Source organism: Streptomyces sp. NPDC001443, from assembly GCF_053597355.1.
In genome coordinates this window covers 26,265-45,204 of sequence record NZ_JBSFIA010000050.1, presented here as the reverse complement: position 1 = coordinate 45,204, position 18,940 = coordinate 26,265, and the positions used below count along the sequence as shown (strand labels likewise).

Genomic DNA, 18,940 nt, shown 5'->3' with positions numbered 1-18,940 from the left:
ATGCGGTCAGGGCAAGCGCGTATCAAGACACCGCGGGGCAATCGCCGGAAAGTCCTGTGCCGGAACTCAGGAGGACGGCTCGGACGCCGAGGTCGCACAGCAAACACACACCCTCGGGTGTGTGCGGCGGTGTCTCAGGACCTCAGACGAGCAACGTCCTTCTCCAATCGACGACAACAGGAACATCCCCAACGTTACGAAGGCTCTCGGGGGACGTCAATCGGATTAGGACGAGGTCCGATGTGCCGTGCGACTCCTCCGCCCCGGGGCCCGTTGCCGTCGGATTCCTGCCAGCCGAGCCCGGGGACCCGCTGCTTGAGTGGTTCCCATGACGAACCCGAGCACCTTGCGTGAGCGCGCCCTCGCCTTTCGAGCCCTGCACATCCCCGGACGCCCGCTCGTCCTGCCGAACGCCTGGGACGCGGCGAGCGCCCGGGTCGTCGAGGACGCGGGTGCCGCGGCCGTCGCGACCACCAGCGCCGGCCTGGCCTGGTCCCTGGGCGCCGCCGACGGCGGCCGCCTCGACCGGGAACGGGCCGTCGGGGCCCTGGCGGCCGTCGTGTCCGCGGTCCGGGTGCCGGTCAGCGCGGACATCGAGGGCGGCTACGCGCCGGATCCGCAGGGTGTCGCCGCGACCGTCCGCGCGGTGCTCGCGGCGGGCGCCGTGGGCGTGAACATGGAGGACGCGCTGTACGACGGGCCGGAGCCGCTGCGGCCGGTCGCCGAGCAGGCCGAGCGCATCGCCGCCGCCCGCGCCGCCGCCGACGCGCAGGACGTGCCGCTGTTCGTCAACGCCCGGATCGACACCTTCCTGCGGAGTGCCGGGGGAGTGGACCGCACACTGGAACGGGCCGCCGCGTTCCTCGCCGCGGGCGCCGACGGGATCTTCGTCCCCGGGGCCGTCGACCCGGAGACCGTCAAGCTCCTCGTCGACGGCGTGGACGGTCCGCTCAACATCCTGGTCGGCCCCGGCTCCCTCCCGGTCGCCGCACTGGCCGGGCTCGGCGTCGCGCGCGTGAGCGCCGGTTCGGGCCTGGCCGAGGCCGCGTACGCCGAGGTCCGCCGGGTCGCGCGGGAACTGCTGGACACGGGGACGTACGAGGTGCCGGCCGGCGGGCCCGGCTACGGCGGGCTGAACAAGCTGCTGGCAGGCGCGCCGGACAGGATCTAGCCGGCGTCCCGCAGCAGTTCCGCCAGGTCGTGGTCGAGGTCGAGGTGGAGGTGCTCCTGACCGATCTCGACCAGCTCGCTCGTGGCGTGCAGGAAGCGGCGGATCTCCGCCGAGTGGACGTGCACGACCGCGGTGCCCTCGGGCGCGTGGAACTCCATGACGGTACGGCCGTACCCGTACGGCCGGATGCGTACGTCGCCGTGGCCCTCGGGGCCCTGGAGGCCGGCCGTGAGCAGGTCGCGGGCGAACGTCCAGCAGACGTCGACGCCTTCGAGGGTGGCCGGGGCCGGGAAGGTCATGTGGATCGCGAACGGGTCACGCCGGTCGTAGTGCAGCGTGGCGGGGATGCTCGGCACCCGTGGCGCGGCGGCGACCAGACGGGCCTCTACGGACTGCTCGATGACAGTGGACAACGCCTTGCTCCCTGGGACGGCTGGACGGCGGAACCGGACGGGACGGGTACTGGTAGAGACGTACGAAACGGCCCTTCCGTGCACCCGAGTGCCGAGTGACCTCGGTCACCGACTTCAATCCGGGAGTGATCGGGGAAGCCGTCGTGACGGTGACCAGGGGTGGATCGGAGGAGCTACTGCCGTTGCCCGCAAGGCACTTGAGGCGACCGGACGCACCCTGGACGCGGGCGGGGCGGTGGGCTAGCTTCGCCCGCCATGAGACGTTCGGTGCACTTGGGGAAGACGAGACGCACGACGCCTGCCGGCCGGTCGCGCCGGTCCGCCCGCCTCCTGGCCACGGTGGCGATGGTGACGGCGACGGTGTGCGCGCCGGCCGCCGTACCGGCGCAGGCCCGCACACAGCCCCGGCCGCAGACCCACGCGCGGCCTCACCCGACCCCGCACTGGGACCTGAAGGACACCGGCGCGCCCGGCGTCCGGCTGCGCGGACTGTCCGCCGTCGACCGGGACACGGCCTGGGTGGCCGGGACCGGCGGCACGGTCCTGCGCACCACGGACGGCGGGACGAGCTGGCGCGACGTCTCGCCGCCGGGCGCCGTCGACCTCCAGTTCCGGGACGTCGAGGCGTTCGACGCGCGACGCGCCGTGGTGCTGGCCATCGGCGAGGGCGAGGCGTCGCGGGTGTACCGCACCGACGACGGCGGGGCGAGCTGGACGGAGTCCTTCCGCAACACCGACGCCAAGGCCTTCTACGACTGCCTCACCTTCTTCGACCGGCGGCACGGCCTGGCGATGAGCGACCCCGTGGACGGCCGGTTCCGCATCCTGTCCACCGGCGACGGCGGCCGCACCTGGCGGGTCCTGCCGAACGCCGGGATGCCGGCCGCCCTGGACGGGGAGGCGGGCTTCGCCGCGAGCGGCCAGTGCCTGGTCGCCTCCGGGCCGCGGGACGTCTGGCTGGCCACCGGCGGGGGCGCACGCGCGCGCGTGCTGCACTCGGCCGACCGCGGTCTGACCTGGACGGCGGCCGACACCCCGGTCCCGGCCGGGGGCCCGGCCCGCGGTGTCTTCGCGCTCGCCTTCCGCGACCGCGGCCACGGTCTCGCGGTCGGCGGCGACTACCGTGCCGACCAGGCGTCCCCGGACGCGGCGGCCCGTACCTCCGACGGCGGCCGCTCCTGGGGGCCCGCCGCCGCGCCCCCGCCCGCCTACCGTTCCGGCGTCACCTGGCTTCCGCACAGCCGTACGGCAGCCCTCGCGGTCGGCCCCACCGGCACGGACCTGACGACGGACGGCGGCCGCACCTGGCGGACGGTCGACCCGGGCTCTTACGACACCGTGGACTGCGCGGCCGTCGGCCTCGGCTGCTGGGCCGCGGGGGAGAAGGGGCGGGTGGCCCGGCTGGCGTACTGACCCGGTCGCGCCTCAGCCGGGCGTCTCGCGGTACGGCTCCAGCGCGGGCGCCGTCTTCGTCGCCGTGAACTCGGTGACGCGGTACGCGCACACACCGGCCACGACGAAGGGGTCGCCCGCGGCGACCTCCTCGATCGCGGCCCGGTCCGCCGCGACGGCGAGGATCACCCCGCCGTCGCGGGGGTCCTTGCGTCCGGACGCCAGGAACAGCCCCTTCTCGTACTGCTCGTCGAGCCAGGCCACATGGGCCTCCAGCGCGGCGTCGACGGCTTCGAGCGGGGCGGTGTAGGTGAGCTCCAGTACGAACATGATCAAGAGCCTAGCCCGGCGGTGCGACAGGAGCGGAGGGGGTCGTAGGCTCGTCGCACCATGACGACCGTACCCATCCCCGCGGGCTGGCCCGCGACCGAGGAAGAGGCCCGCGCCGTCCAGGACGAACTGCGCGGACGGGTGGTGACGGACGAGCCGGGTCCGCCGCCCGGGTCCGGGCACGTCACCGGTGTCGACGTCGCCTACGACGACGAGCGGGACGTGGTCGTGGCGGCGGCCGTCGTCCTCGACGCGGCCGGGCTCGGTGTCGTCGCCGAGGCCACGGCGGTCGGCCGGATCTCCTTCCCGTACGTGCCCGGCCTGCTCGCGTTCCGCGAGATCCCGACGGTCCTCGCCGCCCTCGCGGCCCTGTCCTGCCCGCCCGGCCTGGTCGTCTGCGACGGCTACGGCCTCGCGCACCCGCGCCGCTTCGGTCTCGCCAGCCATCTGGGCGTCCTCACCGGCCTGCCGACGATCGGCGTCGCGAAGAACCCCTTCACCTTCGCGTACGACGATCCGGGCACCCGGCGCGGAGCGGCCGCGCCGCTCCGGGCGGGCACGGAGGAGGTCGGACGGGCCCTGCGCACCCGGGACGGCGTCAAGCCGGTGTTCGTCTCCGTCGGCCACCGGGTCGGCCTGGAGAACGCCTGCGCCCACACGCTCGCCCTCACCCCCGCCTACCGGCTCCCGGAGACGACCCGCCGGGCGGACGCGCTGTGCCGACGGGCGCTTCAGGAGGCGACCACGCGCCAGGAGCCCCAAGTGCCGCGCTGAGTACCCGTTCTGAGTACCTGTACGGATGTGGCCCGGCCGGATCGACCGACAGGCTGGGCCGCATGACGACGCAGCGTTCCCCGAAGCCCCTCGCCGACCCGAACCGGCCGGTCGAGCGGGCCGTGACGGCCGCCCTGATCCTCGCCGCGCTGGCGGGGGTCGCCTGGATAGCCGGGATGATCTACACGGTGGTGGCCTGGCCGCTCTAGGGCGTGTTTCGAAAGTAGCGTCGTCCGCCCGAAGGGCGGGCCCGGCGGCGTCTGGTGCGTGCGATCGCAAGGCGGAGGGTCGCCCCGATACTGGTTGTATCGGGGCGATCCCGACAACGCAGCGAGCGCGCGTGCCAGGCGTCGCCGGGCAGACGGGACTTTCGAAACACGCCCTAGAACTCTGAACCGAAGTGGGGCCCGGCGGGCGGCGCCTTCCGCCCGGAGCTCTCACGGCCTGTGCGGCCTCACCGGACGGCGGCCACCCGGAAGGTGATCCCGGCCCGGCGCAGTCGCTCCGTCAGCGCGTCGCCCATCGCCACCGCCGTCGTGACCTGCCCGGCCGTCGGCGGAAGGTCGTCGAAGGCCAGGGCGAGCGCCGACTCCGCGAACATCTTCGCCGTCTCGCCGTACCCGGGGTCGCCGCCCGCGACCTCGGTGAACACCCGCCGGCCGCCGCCCTCGCCGACGAAGCGCACCGAGAACCAGCTCTTCGCCCGGGTCCGCTCGCCGGGCCCCTCCCCGGGCTTGAGGCGGTCGGACAGCCAGCGCCGCGCGGGCGGGACCTGGGCGGCCGCGGCCAGCGCACCCACGGCGGCGACCCCGCCCAGCGCGACGGGCAGCCGCCGTACGGCCGCGTAGTGGCGGTAGCGGAAGTCGGGGCCGTAGCGCTCCAGGGCCTTCGCCGAACGCCGGACGATCTGCGGGTCTATGGTCGGCAGGGGCAGCGCCCAGGCGCCGACCTCCCCGGCGAACCGCGGCGCGCCCGTCGGGGCCGAGGCCCGGCGGCCCATGAGCCGCGGCTCGTGCCGCCCGCGGTCGCGCGCGGCGGCCGCCATCTGCCGTCCGCGCGCGAACTGGTTCAGCGCCGAGGCGAACGTGCCGCCGGAGAAAGTGGCGTGCGCCGTCACGAAGCCGTCGACCCGCAGCGGCACGCCCTCGGGGAGCCGGCGGACCGTGAAGAGCGCACCCAGGTCGTGCGGGACCGAGTCGAAACCGCAGGCGTGCACCAGCCGTGCGCCGGTCTCCCGCGCGCGTGAGTCGTGCCGTACGTACACGAGGTCCACGAACTCCGGCTCGCCCGTGAGGTCGAGGTAGTCCGTGCCGGCGTCCGCGCAGGCGGCGACGAGCTCCTCGCCGTAGCTGAGGTAGGGGCCGACGGTGGTGGCCACCACGCGCGCGTGGTCGGCGAGGGCGCGCAGTGAGGCCGGGTCGGACACGTCCGCCCGCAGCACGCCGACCTGCGCGGCGCCGGGCAGCCGGTCGCGCAGCTCCCGCAGCCCGCGCTCGCTGCGGCCCGCGATCGCCCAGCGCAGCCCCTCGGGCGCGTGGGCGGCGAGGTACTCCGCGGTGAGCGTGCCGACGAAGCCGGTGGCTCCGAAGAGCACGATGTCGTACGGACGGTCCGTCCTGTTCAGCCTGGTCATGACACCCCTCGCTTCGTGCAGCCGCGCCGCTGTCGGTGGCTGAGGCTAGCGTGAGGACCGCGGGGCCCCGCGACGAGCCCGCAGGTACCGGACGGCCAGGCCCGGGAATGGCCGGATGAAGCGCCGGAAGGCGCGCTTTTGCTCCACTTGGTGCCCTCGGGCGGCGATCCCGCGGCGCGCCGTCCATACTTGGCTAAGCGCTTGCTCGCCCAGGTCTTGTGTTGCGTAGAACGTGTTCTTAGCATCGTCGGTGTTACATCACTTGTGTCACGGTCACGGCTTCAGGGGGCTGGATGACAGCGGCAACGGCACCGGGCGGGGGCGGCCCGCTCTCGGGCGTACGCGTGGTCGAGCTCGCGGGGATCGGGCCCGGCCCGTTCGCCGCCATGCTCCTGGCCGACCTGGGCGCGGACGTCGTACGGGTGGACCGCCCCGGCGGCCCCGGACTCGGCGTCCCCCCGGAGTACGACGTCACCAACCGCAACAAGCGCTCGGTGGTCGTCGACCTGAAGGCGGACGGGGGACCCGCCCGCGTCCTCGACCTCGCCGCCCGCGCGGACATCCTGATCGAGGGGTACCGGCCGGGCGTCGCCGAGCGCCTGGGCGTCGGCCCCGAGGCCTGCCACGCGGTCAACCCGCGGCTGGTCTACGGCCGGATGACCGGCTGGGGCCAGCAGGGCCCGCTCGCCCACCGCGCCGGGCACGACATCGCCTACATCGCGCTCACCGGCACCCTCGGCATGATCGGCGAGCCGGACCGGCCGCCTGCCGTGCCCGCCAACCTGGTCGGCGACTACGCGGGCGGCTCCCTCTACCTCGTCGTCGGCGTCCTCGCCGCACTGCACCACGCGCGCGCGGGCGGCGGCGGGCAGGTCGTCGACGCGGCCATCGTCGACGGCGCCGCCCATCTCGCCGCGATGATCCACGGCATGGTCGCGGCGGGCGGCTGGCAGGACCGGCGGGGCGCCAACCTCCTCGACGGCGGCTGCCCGTACTACGGCACGTACGAGACCTCCGACGGCGGGCACATGGCGGTCGGCGCCCTCGAGCAGCAGTTCTACGAGGAGTTCCTGGACCTCATCGGACTGAAGGACTTCGCTCCGGCCCGCAAGGACTGGACCCGCTGGGGCGAGCTGCGCGAGGCGGTCGCGGCCCGCTTCCGCACCCGCACCCGGGACGAGTGGACGGCCGTCTTCGAGGGCTCCGACGCGTGCGTGGCGCCCGTGCTGTCGCTGCGCGAGGCCCCGCACCACCCGCACCTGGCCGCCCGTGGCACCTTCACCGACCACGGCGGCATCACCCAGCCCGCCCCCGCGCCCCGCTTCTCCGCGACACCCACCGCCGTCCGCAGCGGCCCCGCGCAACCGGGCGCCGACACCGCGGCGGTGGCCCGTGACTGGCGGATACCCGGACTCCTGGCGGACGGCGCCTGACGGACGTACGGCCCGCGCCGCGGAACCAGCGGCGCGGCCGGACGGACCCGAGGCTCCCACGCCCCCGATACCGCTCGGCAGAAACCCTCGTTGAAAGGCTTGTCAGTGAGCACCGAAGCGTACGTGTACGACGCGATCCGCACCCCGCGCGGGCGCGGCAAGGCCAATGGGGCCCTGCACGGTACGAAGCCCATCGACCTGGTCGTGGGGCTCATCCACGAGATCCGTGACCGCTTCCCGGGCCTCGACCCGGCCGCGATCGACGACATCGTCCTCGGTGTCGTGGGACCGGTCGGCGACCAGGGTTCCGACATCGCGCGGATCGCCGCCGTCGCGGCAGGTCTGCCCGACACCGTCGCCGGAGTTCAGGAGAACCGCTTCTGCGCCTCCGGTCTCGAGGCGGTGAACATGGCCGCGATGAAGGTCCGTTCCGGTTGGGAGGACCTGGTCCTCGCCGGTGGCGTCGAGTCGATGTCCCGGGTACCGATGGCCTCCGACGGCGGCGCCTGGTTCAACGACCCGATGACCAACCTCGCCGTCAACTTCGTGCCGCAGGGCATCGGCGCCGACCTCATCGCCACCATCGAGGGCTTCTCGCGCCGCGATGTCGACGAATACGCGGCGCTCTCCCAGGAGCGGGCGGCCACGGCCGTCAAGGAGGGCCGCTTCGAGCGTTCCGTGGTGCCCGTGCGCGACCGCAGCGGCCTGGTCGTCCTCGACCACGACGAGCACCTGCGCCCCGGCACCACCGCCGACTCGCTGGCCAAGCTGAAGCCGTCGTTCGCCGACATCGGCGACCTCGGCGGCTTCGACGCCGTGGCCCTCCAGAAGTACCACTGGGTCGAGAAGATCGACCACGTCCACCACGCCGGCAACTCCTCCGGCATCGTCGACGGCGCCTCGCTCGTCGCGATCGGCTCCAAAGAGGTCGGCGAGCGGTACGGACTCACCCCGCGCGCGCGGATCGTCTCCGCGGCCGTCTCCGGCTCCGAGCCGACCATCATGCTCACCGGACCCGCGCCCGCCTCCCGCAAGGCGCTCGCCAAGGCCGGTCTGACCATCGACGACATCGACCTGGTCGAGATCAACGAGGCCTTCGCGGCCGTCGTCCTGCGCTTCGCGCGGGACATGGGCCTGTCCCTGGACAAGGTCAACGTCAACGGCGGCGCGATCGCGCTCGGCCACCCGCTCGGCGCCACCGGCGCGATGATCCTGGGCACCCTGGTCGACGAACTGGAGCGCCAGGACAAGCGCTACGGCCTCGCCACGCTCTGCGTCGGCGGCGGCATGGGCATCGCCACCGTCGTCGAGCGCCTGTAACCACCCGGCGGACCCTCAGACTTCTACGGAGACACCAGTCATGACCGAGAGCACCACCATCCGCTGGGAACAGGACGACACCGGCGTCGTCACCCTCGTCCTCGACGACCCCAACCAGTCCGCCAACACCATGAACCAGGCGTTCCGCGACTCGCTCGCCGCGATCGCCGACCGACTGGAGGCCGAGAAGGACTCCATCCGGGGCGTCGTCCTCACCTCCGCCAAGAAGACCTTCTTCGCCGGTGGCGACCTGCGCGACCTCATCCGCGTCACCCCCGAGACCGCCCAGGAACTCCTGGACGGCGGCCTGGAGATCAAGCGGAACCTGCGCCGCATCGAGACCCTCGGCAAGCCGGTCGTCGCCGCGATCAACGGCGCGGCGCTGGGCGGCGGCTACGAGCTCGCCCTCGCCTGCCACCACCGCGTCGCGCTCGACGCCCCCGGCTCCAAGATCGGTTGCCCCGAGGTCACCCTCGGCCTGCTCCCCGGAGGCGGCGGCGTCGTCCGCACGGTCCGGCTGCTCGGCATCGCCGACGCCCTGCTGAAGGTGCTGCTCCAGGGCACCCAGTACAGCCCGCGGCGCGCCCTGGACAACGGCCTCGTCCACGAGGTGGCCGACAGCCCCGAGGACCTGATCGCCAAGGCCCGCGCCTTCATCGACGCCAACCCCGAGTCGCAGCAGCCCTGGGACCGCCCCGGCTACCGCATCCCGGGCGGCACCCCGGCCAACCCGAAGTTCGCGGCCAACCTGCCCGCGTTCCCGGCCAACCTGCGCAAGCAGACCAACGGCGCCCCCTACCCGGCCCCGCGCAACATCCTCGCGGCCGCCGTCGAGGGCGCCCAGGTCGACTTCGAGACGGCGCAGCTCATCGAGGCCCGCTACTTCGTGGAACTGGCGGCGGGCCAGACCTCCAAGAACATGATCCAGGCGTTCTTCTTCGACCTCCAGGCCGTCAATTCCGGCGCCAACCGGCCGCAGGGCGTCGAGCCGCGCCAGGTCCGCAAGGTCGCCGTGCTCGGCGCCGGGATGATGGGCGCGGGCATCGCCTACTCCTGCGCCATCGCGGGCATCGAGGTCGTCCTCAAGGACGTCTCGCTGGAGGCGGCCGTCAAGGGCAAGGGCTACTCCGAGAAACTGTGCGCCAAGGCGGTCTCCCGGGGCCGTACGAGCCAGGAGAAGGCCGACGCCCTCCTCGCCCGCATCACCCCGACCGCCGACCCGCAGGACCTCGCGGGCTGCGACGCGGTGATCGAGGCCGTCTTCGAGGACACCTCGCTCAAGCACAAGGTGTTCCAGGAGATCCAGCACGTCGTCGAACCCGACGCGCTGCTGTGCTCCAACACCTCCACCCTGCCCATCACCGCGCTCGCCGAAGGCGTGGAGCGCCAGAGCGACTTCATCGGGCTGCACTTCTTCTCGCCCGTCGACAAGATGCCGCTCGTCGAGATCATCAAGGGCGAGCGCAGCGGCGACGAGGCCCTCGCCCGCGCCTTCGACCTGGTCCGCCAGATCAAGAAGACGCCGATCGTCGTCAACGACTCGCGCGGCTTCTTCACCTCCCGCGTCATCGGGCACTTCATCAACGAGGGCGTGGCGATGGTCGGCGAGGGCATCGAGCCCGCCTCGATCGAGCAGGCCGCCGCCCAGGCCGGCTACCCGGCCAAGGTGCTGTCCCTGATGGACGAGCTGACCCTCACCCTGCCCCGCAAGATCCGCAACGAGTCCAAGCGGGCCGTCGAGGAGGCGGGCGGCACCTGGCCCGCGCACCCGGCCGAGGCGGTCATCGACCGCATGGTCGACGAGTTCGGCCGCACCGGCCGCAGCGGCGGCGCCGGCTTCTACGAGTACGGGGAGGACGGCGCGCGCACCGGGCTGTGGCCGGGGCTGCGCGAGCACTTCACCAAGTCCGGCCACCGGATCCCGTTCGAGGACATGCAGGAACGCATGCTCTTCGCCGAGGCGCTCGACACCGTCAAGCTGATCGAGGAGGGCGTGCTGACCTCCGTCGCCGACGCCAACATCGGCTCCCTCTTCGGCATCGGCTTCCCCGGCTGGACCGGTGGAGTCCTCCAGTACATCAACGGCTACGAGGGCGGCCTGCCCGGCTTCGTGGCCCGCGCGCGGCAGCTCGCCGACCGCTACGGCGACCGGTTCACCCCGCCCGCGCTGCTGGTGGAGAAGGCGGAGCAGGGCGGCACCTTCACCGACGCGCGCTGACCCGGCGACCGGCGAAGCGGGCTCCCGGGCGGCACGGTGCCGTCGTGGCGTACGACCACGACGGCACCGCGGCCGTACGCGCTCAGGTGCCGGTCGCGGACGGGTCCGGGAGGGTGCCGGTCGCGGACGGGTCCGGGAGCCACTCGCGCAGCTCCTCCCTGAGCGACCGCTGGAACGTGGTCAGCAGCGCTTGCACGATCAGCGGCTGCATGTGCGCGGACAGCTCCTTCACCGCGCGGGCGTCGCGCTGTCCGACCTCGCCGCGGAACAGCCGGGACAGTTCGTGCGCCGCCGCCCGCGAGTGCTCCAGGAGCACCTTCCTGGCCGCGAGGACGGACTCCTCGGCCAGCGGTACGTCCAACAGCTCCACCCCGAGCCGCAACAGCCCGAGGTCGACGCGGTAGCCGTCCTCCGTCCGCTCGACGACGTCCATCGCCACCAGCCGGTCCACGTCCTCCTCGGCCAGCGGCCGTCCCGCCCGGCGCCCCAGCTCCGCACGGGACACCGGCTCCACCGCGTCCGGCGCCCAGGAGGCGACCACCGCGCGGTGCAGCGCGAGGTCCTGCGCGCTCAGGTCCGAGGGCAGCCGGCTCAGGTACCGCTCGATCGCCGCGAGCGTCATGCCCTGGTGCTGCAACTCCTCGATCAGCGCCAGCCGGGCGAGGTGCTCCCGGCCGTAGTGCCCCACCCGGCGCGGACCGATCTCCGGCGGCGGCAGCAGACCCTTGGTGCCGTAGAAACGCACCGTGCGCACGGTGACCCCCGTGCGGGCGGCCAACTCGTCGATGGTGAGGGTCGGCTCCTGCTCCCCGGCATCGGTCGTCATGCGTAGCAGTATCGCTGTCCCACTCCCGCTGTGACAGTCCTGGTGCGACGGCGTTGTCAGTGCCGTCGCCTACGGTGGCGGCATGTCGGGGATCATGTACGTCCGGGGAGACGCCACCGTTCCGGCGGGGCGGGGTGTCAAGGTGATCGCCCATGTCTGCAACGACATGGGCGGCTGGGGCAAGGGCTTCGTCCTGGCCGTGTCCCGCCGCTGGCCCGAGCCGGAGGCGTCCTACCGCGCCTGGCACCGCGCCCGCGCGTCGAACGACTTCGGCCTGGGCGCGCTGCGACTCGTCCGGGTCGAACCGTATGTGTGGGTGGCCAACATGATCGGCCAGCACGGCACCAGATCCGGCAGCAAGGGCGTCCCCGTGCGCTACGAGGCGATCGACACGGCCCTTGGACGGCTGGCCGACCGGGTGATCGAACTGGACGCGTCGGTGCACATGCCCCGGATAGGCTGCGGGCTGGCGGGTGGCAAGTGGTCCCGCGTCGAGCCGCTCGTGGAGGAGCGGCTGGTGCGCCGGGGCATCCGAGTGACGGTGTACGACCATGGGGAGATGGCGAGTTGAGCCGTGACACCGACGTCCTGGTGCTGGGCGGAGCGGGCGTGGACACGATCGTGTACGTGCCGGAGCTGCCGCTCCCGTACGCCGACAGCTACATGATCGAGAGCGGGATCCGGGCCCGCGCCGGACAGACGGGGGACTTCGTCGCCCTCGGCCTGAGCGCGCTCGGTCTGCGCACCCACCACCTGGACATGCTCGGCGACGACCCCGAGGGCGAACTCGTGCGCGCCCTGCACCGGGAGAAGGGCATCCCCCTCACCGCGATCCCGCAGCCCGCCGGCACCAAACGCGCCGTGAACCTGGTGAGCCCGGACGGCCGCCGCCTCTCCCTGTACGACAGCAGCCGCGGCCACCCCGACGACCGCCTCCCGGAGGCCACGGTCCGGGCCCTGGCCGAGGCCAGCAGGCACGCGCACGTGTCCATCACCCAGCCGTGCGACCACGCCCTGCCCGTGCTGCGCGAGGCCGGTGTGAGCATCTCCACCGACCTGCACAACTGGGACGGTGCGAACCCCTACCACGAGGCGTTCGCGTACGCGGCGGACGTCGTCTTCCTGTCCACCACCGCGCTCGCCGACCCCGAGCGGACCATGCGCCGCATCGTCGACCGGGGCCGGGCCGAGGTGGTCGTGGCCATGGCCGGAGCCGAGGGTGCCTATCTGCTCGCCGACGACGAGCTGACCCGCGTACCGGCGGCCACGCCCGCGTCGCCCGTGGTGGACTCCAACGGCGCCGGCGACGCCTTCGCCGCCGCGTTCCTGTTCGGCTGGCTGAACCGCGAGGCACCGCAGCGCTGCGCCCGGTACGGCGCGGTGGCCGGCGCCCACGCCTGCACCGTGCCGGCCACCGTGGCCGACGCGATCGGCCGGGACGAACTCCTCGCCCGGGTCGCCGCGTCGGAGGCGGGCACCACCGCACGGTAGGCCCTCGGACACCCGGGGTTCCCGCCCCGGGTGTCCGCGCCCGCGTGAGCGGTCAGCGACCGTGCACGTCGTTCGTGGCCTCGATGCCCTTCCACGACGCGGGCTGCGCGGGAGGCCGGGCGGTCCGCGCGAGGGAGGCCGTCGGCGCGGCCGGCTTCGACGGCTGGAACAGCCAGGTGTCGAACAGGGCCGCGAGCGACTTCCCGGACACCCGCTCGGCGTACGCCCGGAAGTCGTCGACCGACGCGTTGCCGTACGCGTGCTCCTGCGGCCAGCCCTTCAGGACCGCGAAGAACGCGTCGTCGCCGATCTCGTCCCGCAGCGCCTGGATCGCCAGGGCGCCCCGGTCGTAGACGGCGAGGTCGAACTGGTCGTCCGGGCCCGGGTCCCCGGGCTTCACGGTCCAGAACGCGTCGTCGGCCGGGTGCGAGGCGTACACGTAGTCGGCGAGTTCGCGGGTGGTGCCCTCGCCCTCGTGCTCGGACCACAGCCACTGCGCGTAGCGCGCGAACCCCTCGTTGATCCAGATGTCCTTCCAGCCCTTGAGGGACACGGAGTCGCCGTACCACTGGTGGGCCAGCTCGTGCACGACCACCGAGGTGTTGGAGCCGTTCGCGAACTGCCGTGGGCTGTAGTAGACGCGGGTCTGGGTCTCCAGTGCGAACCCGGTGGTCGTGTTCGGTACGTAGCCGCCCGCCGAGCTGAAGGGATACGGCCCGAAATAGCCGCTCAGCCAGTCGACGAGCTCGCCGGTGCGCTCCACGCTCGCCCGCGCCGCCCCGTCGTTGTCGCCGAGGTCCGCGCTGTAGGCGTTGACGACCGGGACACCGCCCTCGGACGTGCCCGTCGTGACGTCGAACTTCCCGATCGCCAGGGTCGTCAGATAGGTCGCCTGCGGCTTGGCGGACCGCCAGTTGTAGCGGGTCCAGCCCAGCTTCGACACCGTGGACTGGAGGGTGCCGTTGGAGATCGCCTGAGTGCCGTCCGGCACGGCCACCGACACGTCGTAGGTCGCCTTGTCCAGCGGGTGGTCGTTGCTCGGGAACCACCACCAGGCGGACTCGGGCTCGTCGGCCGCGACCGCGCCGTCGGGTGTGCGGTGCCAGGTGCTGAACCCGTAGGCGCTCTTCGTCGACGGCACCCCGCGGTAGCGGATCACCAGGGTGACCGGCGTGCCCTTCGCGAGCGGGGTCTTCGGGGTGATCACCAGCTCGTGCTGACCGGAGGCGGCGAAGGCCGCCTTGGCTCCGTCGACCCGCACCTCGCTCACGTCCAGCAGGAAGTCCAGGTCGAGGCTGGACAGATCCTGCGTGGTCCGCGCCTCGATGGTCGCCGTGCCCTCCAGCTCGTCCGTCGCCGGCCGGTAGGTCAGCCGCAGGTCGTAGTGGGAGACGTCGTAACCGCCGTTGCCGTAGTACGGGTAATAGGGATCGCCGATGCCCGGGGCGCCGGGTGCGTAGCCTGCGGCCGAGGCCGGGATCGCCAGCAGGAGAGAGGCCGCCGCGAGCACGCCCGGCACGAAGATTCTGCGGTGCACGAGAACTCCAAGTAGTCGGGACATGAGGTCTGTTCGGAGCCTATTCAGTCCCGGTGGCCGCAGGGTTGTCCACCGCCCCTCGTGTCACACGATCGCCATTCGGCCGACATGTATCCACACGCGACCCGACGACCACTCAGCTGTCCTCTTCTGTAAGGGAGTTGACCGGGGTAACGTCCGCGCATGCCGAAACGCACGCGCTTCATGACCTGGAGAACGCTCGCGACCCTGGCCGTCGCAGCCCTGATGGCTGCCTTCCTCACCCCCGCGGCCGCCCGGGCCGCCGCGCGGGAGAGCCAACCCGTCTACTCGTACGCCGACGCCATCCGTGAGGCCGTCTGGGTGGACACCGGCCTCGACTCGGACGGCGACGGAAAGGCCGACCGGGTCGCCGCCGACATCGTCCGGCCCGCCGAACCCGCCCGCGAGGGCCGCAAAGTGCCCGTCATCATGGACGCCAGTCCCTACTACTCCTGCTGCGGCCGCGGCAACGAGAGCCAGTTGAAGACCTACGACGCCGCCGGCCACGTCGTCCAGATGCCGCTGTTCTACGACAACTACTTCGTGCCCCGCGGCTACGCCTTCGTCGGCGTCGACCTCGCCGGCACCAACCGCTCCGACGGCTGCGTGGACGTCGGCGGCCGCTCCGACGTCCAGTCCGCCAAGGCGGTGATCGACTGGCTCAACGGACGGGCCAGGGCGTACACCACCCGCACCGGGACGACCACGGTGAAGGCGGGCTGGACCAACGGCAGAACGGGCATGATCGGCAAGAGCTGGGACGGCACCATCGCCAACGGCGTCGCCGCCACCGGCGTCAGGGGACTGAGGACGATCGTCCCGATCAGCGCCATCTCCTCCTGGTACGACTACTACTTCGCCCAGGGCGCCCCGCTCTACGACTCGGGCCCCGACTGGCTCTCGGACTACGTCGACAGCCCCGACGCCCGCACCAGGTGCGCCGCCGTCCAGCGGAAACTCGTCGACCAGGCCCCGCGCACCGGCGACTGGACCGGTCTGTGGACCGAGCGCGACTACGTCAAGGACGCCGGCCGGGTACGGGCGAGCGTCTTCCTGGTCCACGGCATGCAGGACCTCAACGTCCGCACCAAGAACTTCGGCCAGTGGTGGGACGCCCTCGCCCGCAACGGCGTCGAACGCAAGATCTGGCTCTCCCAGACCGGCCACGTCGACCCGTTCGACTTCCGCCGCGCCGCCTGGGTCGACACCCTGCACCGCTGGTTCGACCACGAACTCCTCGGCTACGACAACGGCATCGACCGCGAACCCATGGCCGACATCGAACGCCACCCCGACCAGTGGGCCACCTCCACGGTCTGGCCCCCGCGCGACACCCGGGCGACCACCCTGCGCCCCGCGGCCGGTTCCACGGCAGGCGTCGGCACCCTGGGCCTGAAGCGCGGCACCGGCACCGAGACCTTCACCGACGACCCGCGGCTCGACGAGAGCGACTGGGCGGCACGGATCGACACCGCCACGTCCGAGAAGGCCGGGTTCGTCACCGGGCCGCTCACCGCGGACCTGCGGCTGTCCGGCTCCTCGAAGGTCACCGTCGCCGCGACCCCGACGACCGCCTCGGCCCATCTCACGGCCGTCCTGGTCGATCTCGGCCCGGACACCGTCCGCGACTACGCGGCGAGCGGCGAGGGCATCACCACCCTCACCGACCGCACCTGCTGGGGCGCGAGCAGCGCGGGCGACAGCGCCTGCTTCAAGGAGACCCGGGCGAAGACCGCCGACGTCGGCTTCACGGTCCTCAGCCGCGGCTGGGCCGATCTCGGCCATTACGCCTCCGCCCGGCACGGCGTCCCGCTCACCCCGGGCCGGACCTACACGATCACCCTGGACCTGGCCGCCACCGACCACGTGGTGCCCGCGGGCCACCGGCTGGCACTGATCGTGGCGGGCACGGACCGCGACCTCATCGACCCGCCGTCCACCACCCCGACCCTCGCCCTGGACCTGTCCCGCACCTCGGCCCGGGTGCCGTTCGTCGGCGGCGCGGCCGCGTTCGCCAAGGCCACGGCAGGATCGGCGTACTCCGCACCGGTCTCCGCGCGGCCGGCGCCGCTCACGACCGGTGCCACGACCCCGGCCGGCGTACGGGAGCCGTCGGCCGTCCACCGGATCCCGTAGCGACGCGAAGCCGGCTTCCGCAGCGGCTCAGCGGGAGGCGGCCGCCAGCGCGGCCGCCTCCTCGGCGCACCCCCAGGCCACCGTCACACCCGCGCCGCCATGACCGTAGTGATGGACCAGCACCCGCCCGTCCGGCAGCGGCGCGCGCTCCAGCCGCACCGTCTCCCGGACGGGCCGCAGCCCCACCCGGTGCCCCAGCACCCGGGCACCGGCGATCTCCGGCCGCAGCGCGGCGCACCGCCGGACGATCGCCGCCGCCACCGCCGGATCGGGCTCGGCCGACCAGACGTCGTCCTGCGCCGTGCCGCCGAGCAGCAGCCGGCCCGGCTGCGGGAAGAAGTACGCCATCTCGCCGGCCGGATCCGTGCTGACGAGCCAGTCGTCGACGCCGGGGTTCTCCACGACGACCAACTGCCCCCGCACGGGCCGTACCGCCGGATCCGGCACCAGGTCACGGGCGCCCAGCCCGGTGCAGTTGACCACGACCGGAGCGTCCGCCTCCGTCAGGTCGGACACCGTGCGCTCCTCGACCGAGCCGCCCGCCCGCAGCAACCGCCCCCGCAGCCAGGGAAGGTACGCCGCCATGTCGACCAGCGGCAGCCGGGCCCGTACGCCCGTCCCGGCGTATTCGTCCGGCGTCGACGCGCGCAGACCGGGCAGCCGGGCGGACGCCCAGCCGGCCACCTCGTCCAGGGCCGTCTCGCCCAGCACCCCGTCGACCAGGCGCACGCCGGTCTCCCCGGGCCGTTCGGCGAGCTCCTCGTACACCTCCAGCGAGCGCAGCGCCCAGGCCCGCGCCGAGGCGACCGGCTCGATGTGGTACGGCCACCACAGCGCGCCCGCGACCGCCGAGGTGGTCCGCTCGACCGGATCGCGCGTCCACACCCGCACCCGGCGGCCGCTCTCGGCCAGGACGACGGCCGTCGTCAGCCCGATCACTCCGCCGCCGATCACGATCACTTCGTCATTCGATCCCTGGGTCACGCGGGGACGTTAGCGGAATATGTCATGCCGTGCTCAGAACGTCCCCGCGCTGGGGATACTCACACCATGTCTGCCGCGTACGCGACCTTCGGCCTGGCCCCGGCGACGCGCGCCGGCGCGATGCTCGCCGACGGCGCATACCAGGTCCACCGGGACTTCCTCGACTTCGTCGTCGACGGACGCCCGCTGCTGCACCGGCTCTGCGACCTCGACGCCGTCTCCCCGCTCGCCTCCGACGTACCGCCCGCGATCTTCACCGAGCAGGTCCGCGGTCTGCTGCTGGAGGCGGGGGCACCGCTGCCCGGCGGACGGTACGTCATCTACGGCTGCCCCGAGTGCGCGGACCTCGCGTGCGGCGCGGTCACCGCCGTCATCGACGCCCACGACGACGACTACGTCTGGCGGGACTTCGCCTGGCAGACGCGGCCGGACGTCGACCTGGGGCTCGACGGCTACCACGGCATCGGCCCCTTCCGCTTCCGGGGCCACGAGTACCGCGCGGCCCTGCACGCGCTGCTCGCCGACGCGGACGCGGACGTCGCCATCGGCATCGGAGCCGACGGCGGCGACGGCGAACGCGGCCGGGACCGGCATGACGCCTTCGCCCGTACGGGCCGCCGTGTGCTGCTGATCGGCGCCCGGGTCGCCTTCCTGGCCAGACTCGCCGCGGCCCTGCGCATCATCGGCATCGGCGCCGACATCACCCGCGACGCGCAGGGCGTGCCCGCCGACGAACTGCGCGCGTACGGCGCCGTCGTCTTCGGCGCCACGGTCGGCGTCGGGCAACGCGCGGCCGTACGCGACGCCTTCGACCGCGCCGGGCTCGACGTCGCGTACGTCGACGGCCCGGCCCCCATCGTCGCGCTCCTGGTCGCCCGGATCGAGCACGCCCTCGACCGCAGCCCCGCCGACCAGCGCCGGCTGACCGGGCTGGCCGCCGCCGACGGCGGGGCCGACGTCGAGGTGACCTCGTCCTGCCGGGTCCGCCTCACCGCCTACCGTCTCGACCGGCTCTCCCGCACCCGTACCCACGAGCTCTTCGACGGCATCCTGGAACCCGGCCGGCACCGCATCGCCCTGGACCCCGAGGCGGTCCGGGGCGCCTGCTTCGTGGTGGCCAGGACGTCGGGGAGCGTCCTGGTGGCGGCGCTGCCCGGCTGACCGGCACCGCCTCGCCGCCGGGCGACCGTGACCAACGCGACTGCCGGGCCGGAGGCCCGCTGCCGCCGTCGTGATTCCCGCCACCGCCCGCCCGCCGCGC

Annotated in this window: 17 protein-coding genes; 11 read left to right on the top strand and 6 right to left on the bottom strand. The window is 73.2% G+C overall.

Features of this window, described 5'->3' with window-relative positions:
- The first annotated feature begins 328 nt into the window (after nt 1–328).
- Entirely contained in the window at nt 329–1,171 is an 843-nt protein-coding gene (locus ACWC24_RS36595) for an isocitrate lyase/PEP mutase family protein (RefSeq protein ID WP_450667230.1), read from the top strand.
- Here the strand turns inward: ACWC24_RS36595 and ACWC24_RS36590 are convergent.
- A complete protein-coding gene (locus ACWC24_RS36590) occupies nt 1,168–1,584 on the bottom strand; it encodes an SsgA family sporulation/cell division regulator (RefSeq protein ID WP_450667229.1) in 417 nt (138 codons plus the stop codon). The two genes, ACWC24_RS36595 and ACWC24_RS36590, sit on opposite strands and share 4 nt — an antisense overlap.
- Nucleotides 1,585–1,929: 345 nt before the next feature.
- Between ACWC24_RS36590 and ACWC24_RS36585 the strand changes: the two genes are divergently transcribed.
- A complete protein-coding gene (locus tag ACWC24_RS36585; RefSeq protein ID WP_450667244.1) occupies nt 1,930–2,997 on the top strand; it encodes a WD40/YVTN/BNR-like repeat-containing protein in 1,068 nt (355 codons plus the stop codon).
- 12 nt (nt 2,998–3,009) lie between these two features.
- Here the strand turns inward: ACWC24_RS36585 and ACWC24_RS36580 are convergent, their stop codons facing one another.
- Nucleotides 3,010–3,306, bottom strand: a complete 297-nt coding sequence (locus ACWC24_RS36580; RefSeq protein WP_450667228.1) for a YciI family protein — start codon at nt 3,304–3,306, stop codon at nt 3,010–3,012.
- A gap of 60 nt (nt 3,307–3,366) precedes the next feature.
- Between ACWC24_RS36580 and ACWC24_RS36575 the strand changes: the two genes are divergently transcribed.
- Both ACWC24_RS36575 and mmpA read left to right on the top strand, forming a co-directional pair.
- On the top strand, nt 3,367–4,080 hold the full coding sequence (locus ACWC24_RS36575; RefSeq protein ID WP_450667227.1) for an endonuclease V: 714 nt from the start codon (nt 3,367–3,369) through the stop codon (nt 4,078–4,080).
- A gap of 62 nt (nt 4,081–4,142) precedes the next feature.
- The gene (mmpA, locus tag ACWC24_RS36570; protein ID WP_392608773.1) at nt 4,143–4,289 is read left to right on the top strand and encodes a morphogenic membrane protein MmpA; all 147 of its coding nucleotides are present in this window, start codon (nt 4,143–4,145) and stop codon (nt 4,287–4,289) included.
- Between the two features lie 245 nt (nt 4,290–4,534).
- Here mmpA and ACWC24_RS36565 read toward each other — a convergent pair whose 3' ends face one another.
- Nucleotides 4,535–5,713 carry a saccharopine dehydrogenase family protein gene (locus ACWC24_RS36565; RefSeq protein ID WP_450667226.1) on the bottom strand — a complete coding sequence of 393 codons (1,179 nt, stop codon included), beginning with the start codon at nt 5,711–5,713 and terminating at the stop codon, nt 4,535–4,537.
- 293 nt (nt 5,714–6,006) lie between these two features.
- On the opposite strand from ACWC24_RS36565, the gene ACWC24_RS36560 reads away from it, so the two are divergent.
- The 3 genes from ACWC24_RS36560 (at nt 6,007) to ACWC24_RS36550 (ending at nt 10,684) form a co-directional block, all read left to right on the top strand.
- Nucleotides 6,007–7,146, top strand: coding sequence for a CaiB/BaiF CoA transferase family protein (locus tag ACWC24_RS36560; RefSeq protein WP_450667225.1), 1,140 nt, complete (start codon nt 6,007–6,009; stop codon nt 7,144–7,146).
- 105 nt (nt 7,147–7,251) lie between these two features.
- Entirely contained in the window at nt 7,252–8,466 is a 1,215-nt protein-coding gene (locus tag ACWC24_RS36555) for an acetyl-CoA C-acetyltransferase (RefSeq protein WP_450667224.1), read from the top strand.
- 40 nt (nt 8,467–8,506) lie between these two features.
- A complete protein-coding gene (locus tag ACWC24_RS36550) occupies nt 8,507–10,684 on the top strand; it encodes a 3-hydroxyacyl-CoA dehydrogenase NAD-binding domain-containing protein (RefSeq protein ID WP_450667223.1) in 2,178 nt (725 codons plus the stop codon).
- Nucleotides 10,685–10,766: 82 nt separating this feature from the next.
- Here ACWC24_RS36550 and ACWC24_RS36545 read toward each other — a convergent pair whose 3' ends face one another.
- Complete coding sequence (locus ACWC24_RS36545) at nt 10,767–11,510, bottom strand: MerR family transcriptional regulator (RefSeq protein WP_450667222.1); 744 nt, start codon at nt 11,508–11,510, stop codon at nt 10,767–10,769.
- Nucleotides 11,511–11,592: 82 nt separating this feature from the next.
- Here ACWC24_RS36545 and ACWC24_RS36540 point away from each other — a divergent pair, with 82 nt between their 5' ends.
- Together ACWC24_RS36540 and ACWC24_RS36535 are read left to right on the top strand one after the other, a co-directional pair.
- Nucleotides 11,593–12,081, top strand: coding sequence for a macro domain-containing protein (locus tag ACWC24_RS36540; protein ID WP_450667221.1), 489 nt, complete (start codon nt 11,593–11,595; stop codon nt 12,079–12,081).
- Nucleotides 12,078–13,001: a PfkB family carbohydrate kinase gene (locus tag ACWC24_RS36535; RefSeq protein ID WP_450667220.1), complete on the top strand. Its 924-nt coding sequence runs from the start codon at nt 12,078–12,080 to the stop codon at nt 12,999–13,001. Before ACWC24_RS36540 ends, ACWC24_RS36535 begins: the two co-directional genes overlap by 4 nt.
- A 52-nt stretch (nt 13,002–13,053) precedes the next feature.
- Here the strand turns inward: ACWC24_RS36535 and ACWC24_RS36530 are convergent, their stop codons facing one another.
- Nucleotides 13,054–14,538, bottom strand: a complete 1,485-nt coding sequence (locus tag ACWC24_RS36530; RefSeq protein WP_450667219.1) for a M1 family metallopeptidase — start codon at nt 14,536–14,538, stop codon at nt 13,054–13,056.
- 183 nt (nt 14,539–14,721) lie between these two features.
- Between ACWC24_RS36530 and ACWC24_RS36525 the strand changes: the two genes are divergently transcribed.
- Nucleotides 14,722–16,695: a Xaa-Pro dipeptidyl-peptidase gene (locus ACWC24_RS36525; protein WP_450667218.1), complete on the top strand. Its 1,974-nt coding sequence runs from the start codon at nt 14,722–14,724 to the stop codon at nt 16,693–16,695.
- Nucleotides 16,696–16,722: 27 nt separating this feature from the next.
- On the opposite strand, the gene ACWC24_RS36520 is transcribed toward ACWC24_RS36525, so the two are convergent.
- On the bottom strand, nt 16,723–17,679 hold the full coding sequence (locus tag ACWC24_RS36520; RefSeq protein ID WP_450667217.1) for an FAD-dependent oxidoreductase: 957 nt from the start codon (nt 17,677–17,679) through the stop codon (nt 16,723–16,725).
- Nucleotides 17,680–17,745: 66 nt separating this feature from the next.
- On the opposite strand from ACWC24_RS36520, the gene ACWC24_RS36515 reads away from it, so the two are divergent.
- Nucleotides 17,746–18,840, top strand: coding sequence for an oxidoreductase (locus ACWC24_RS36515; RefSeq protein ID WP_450667216.1), 1,095 nt, complete (start codon nt 17,746–17,748; stop codon nt 18,838–18,840).
- Nucleotides 18,841–18,940 lie beyond the last annotated feature (100 nt).

What these genes read in the sequence shown, in the direction of transcription:
- ACWC24_RS36595 (WP_450667230.1), top strand. Translation starts at nt 329, where the DNA reads ATGACGAACCCGAGCACCTTGCGTGAGCGCGCCCTCGCCTTTCGAGCC.
- ACWC24_RS36585 (WP_450667244.1), top strand. Translation starts at nt 1,930, where the DNA reads ATGGTGACGGCGACGGTGTGCGCGCCGGCCGCCGTACCGGCGCAGGCC.
- ACWC24_RS36580 (WP_450667228.1), bottom strand. Translation starts at nt 3,306, where the DNA reads ATGTTCGTACTGGAGCTCACCTACACCGCCCCGCTCGAAGCCGTCGAC.
- ACWC24_RS36575 (WP_450667227.1), top strand. Translation starts at nt 3,367, where the DNA reads ATGACGACCGTACCCATCCCCGCGGGCTGGCCCGCGACCGAGGAAGAG.
- mmpA (WP_392608773.1), top strand. Translation starts at nt 4,143, where the DNA reads ATGACGACGCAGCGTTCCCCGAAGCCCCTCGCCGACCCGAACCGGCCG.
- ACWC24_RS36565 (WP_450667226.1), bottom strand. Translation starts at nt 5,713, where the DNA reads ATGACCAGGCTGAACAGGACGGACCGTCCGTACGACATCGTGCTCTTC.
- ACWC24_RS36560 (WP_450667225.1), top strand. Translation starts at nt 6,007, where the DNA reads ATGACAGCGGCAACGGCACCGGGCGGGGGCGGCCCGCTCTCGGGCGTA.
- ACWC24_RS36550 (WP_450667223.1), top strand. Translation starts at nt 8,507, where the DNA reads ATGACCGAGAGCACCACCATCCGCTGGGAACAGGACGACACCGGCGTC.
- ACWC24_RS36545 (WP_450667222.1), bottom strand. Translation starts at nt 11,510, where the DNA reads ATGACGACCGATGCCGGGGAGCAGGAGCCGACCCTCACCATCGACGAG.
- ACWC24_RS36540 (WP_450667221.1), top strand. Translation starts at nt 11,593, where the DNA reads ATGTCGGGGATCATGTACGTCCGGGGAGACGCCACCGTTCCGGCGGGG.
- ACWC24_RS36525 (WP_450667218.1), top strand. Translation starts at nt 14,722, where the DNA reads ATGCCGAAACGCACGCGCTTCATGACCTGGAGAACGCTCGCGACCCTG.
- ACWC24_RS36515 (WP_450667216.1), top strand. Translation starts at nt 17,746, where the DNA reads ATGTCTGCCGCGTACGCGACCTTCGGCCTGGCCCCGGCGACGCGCGCC.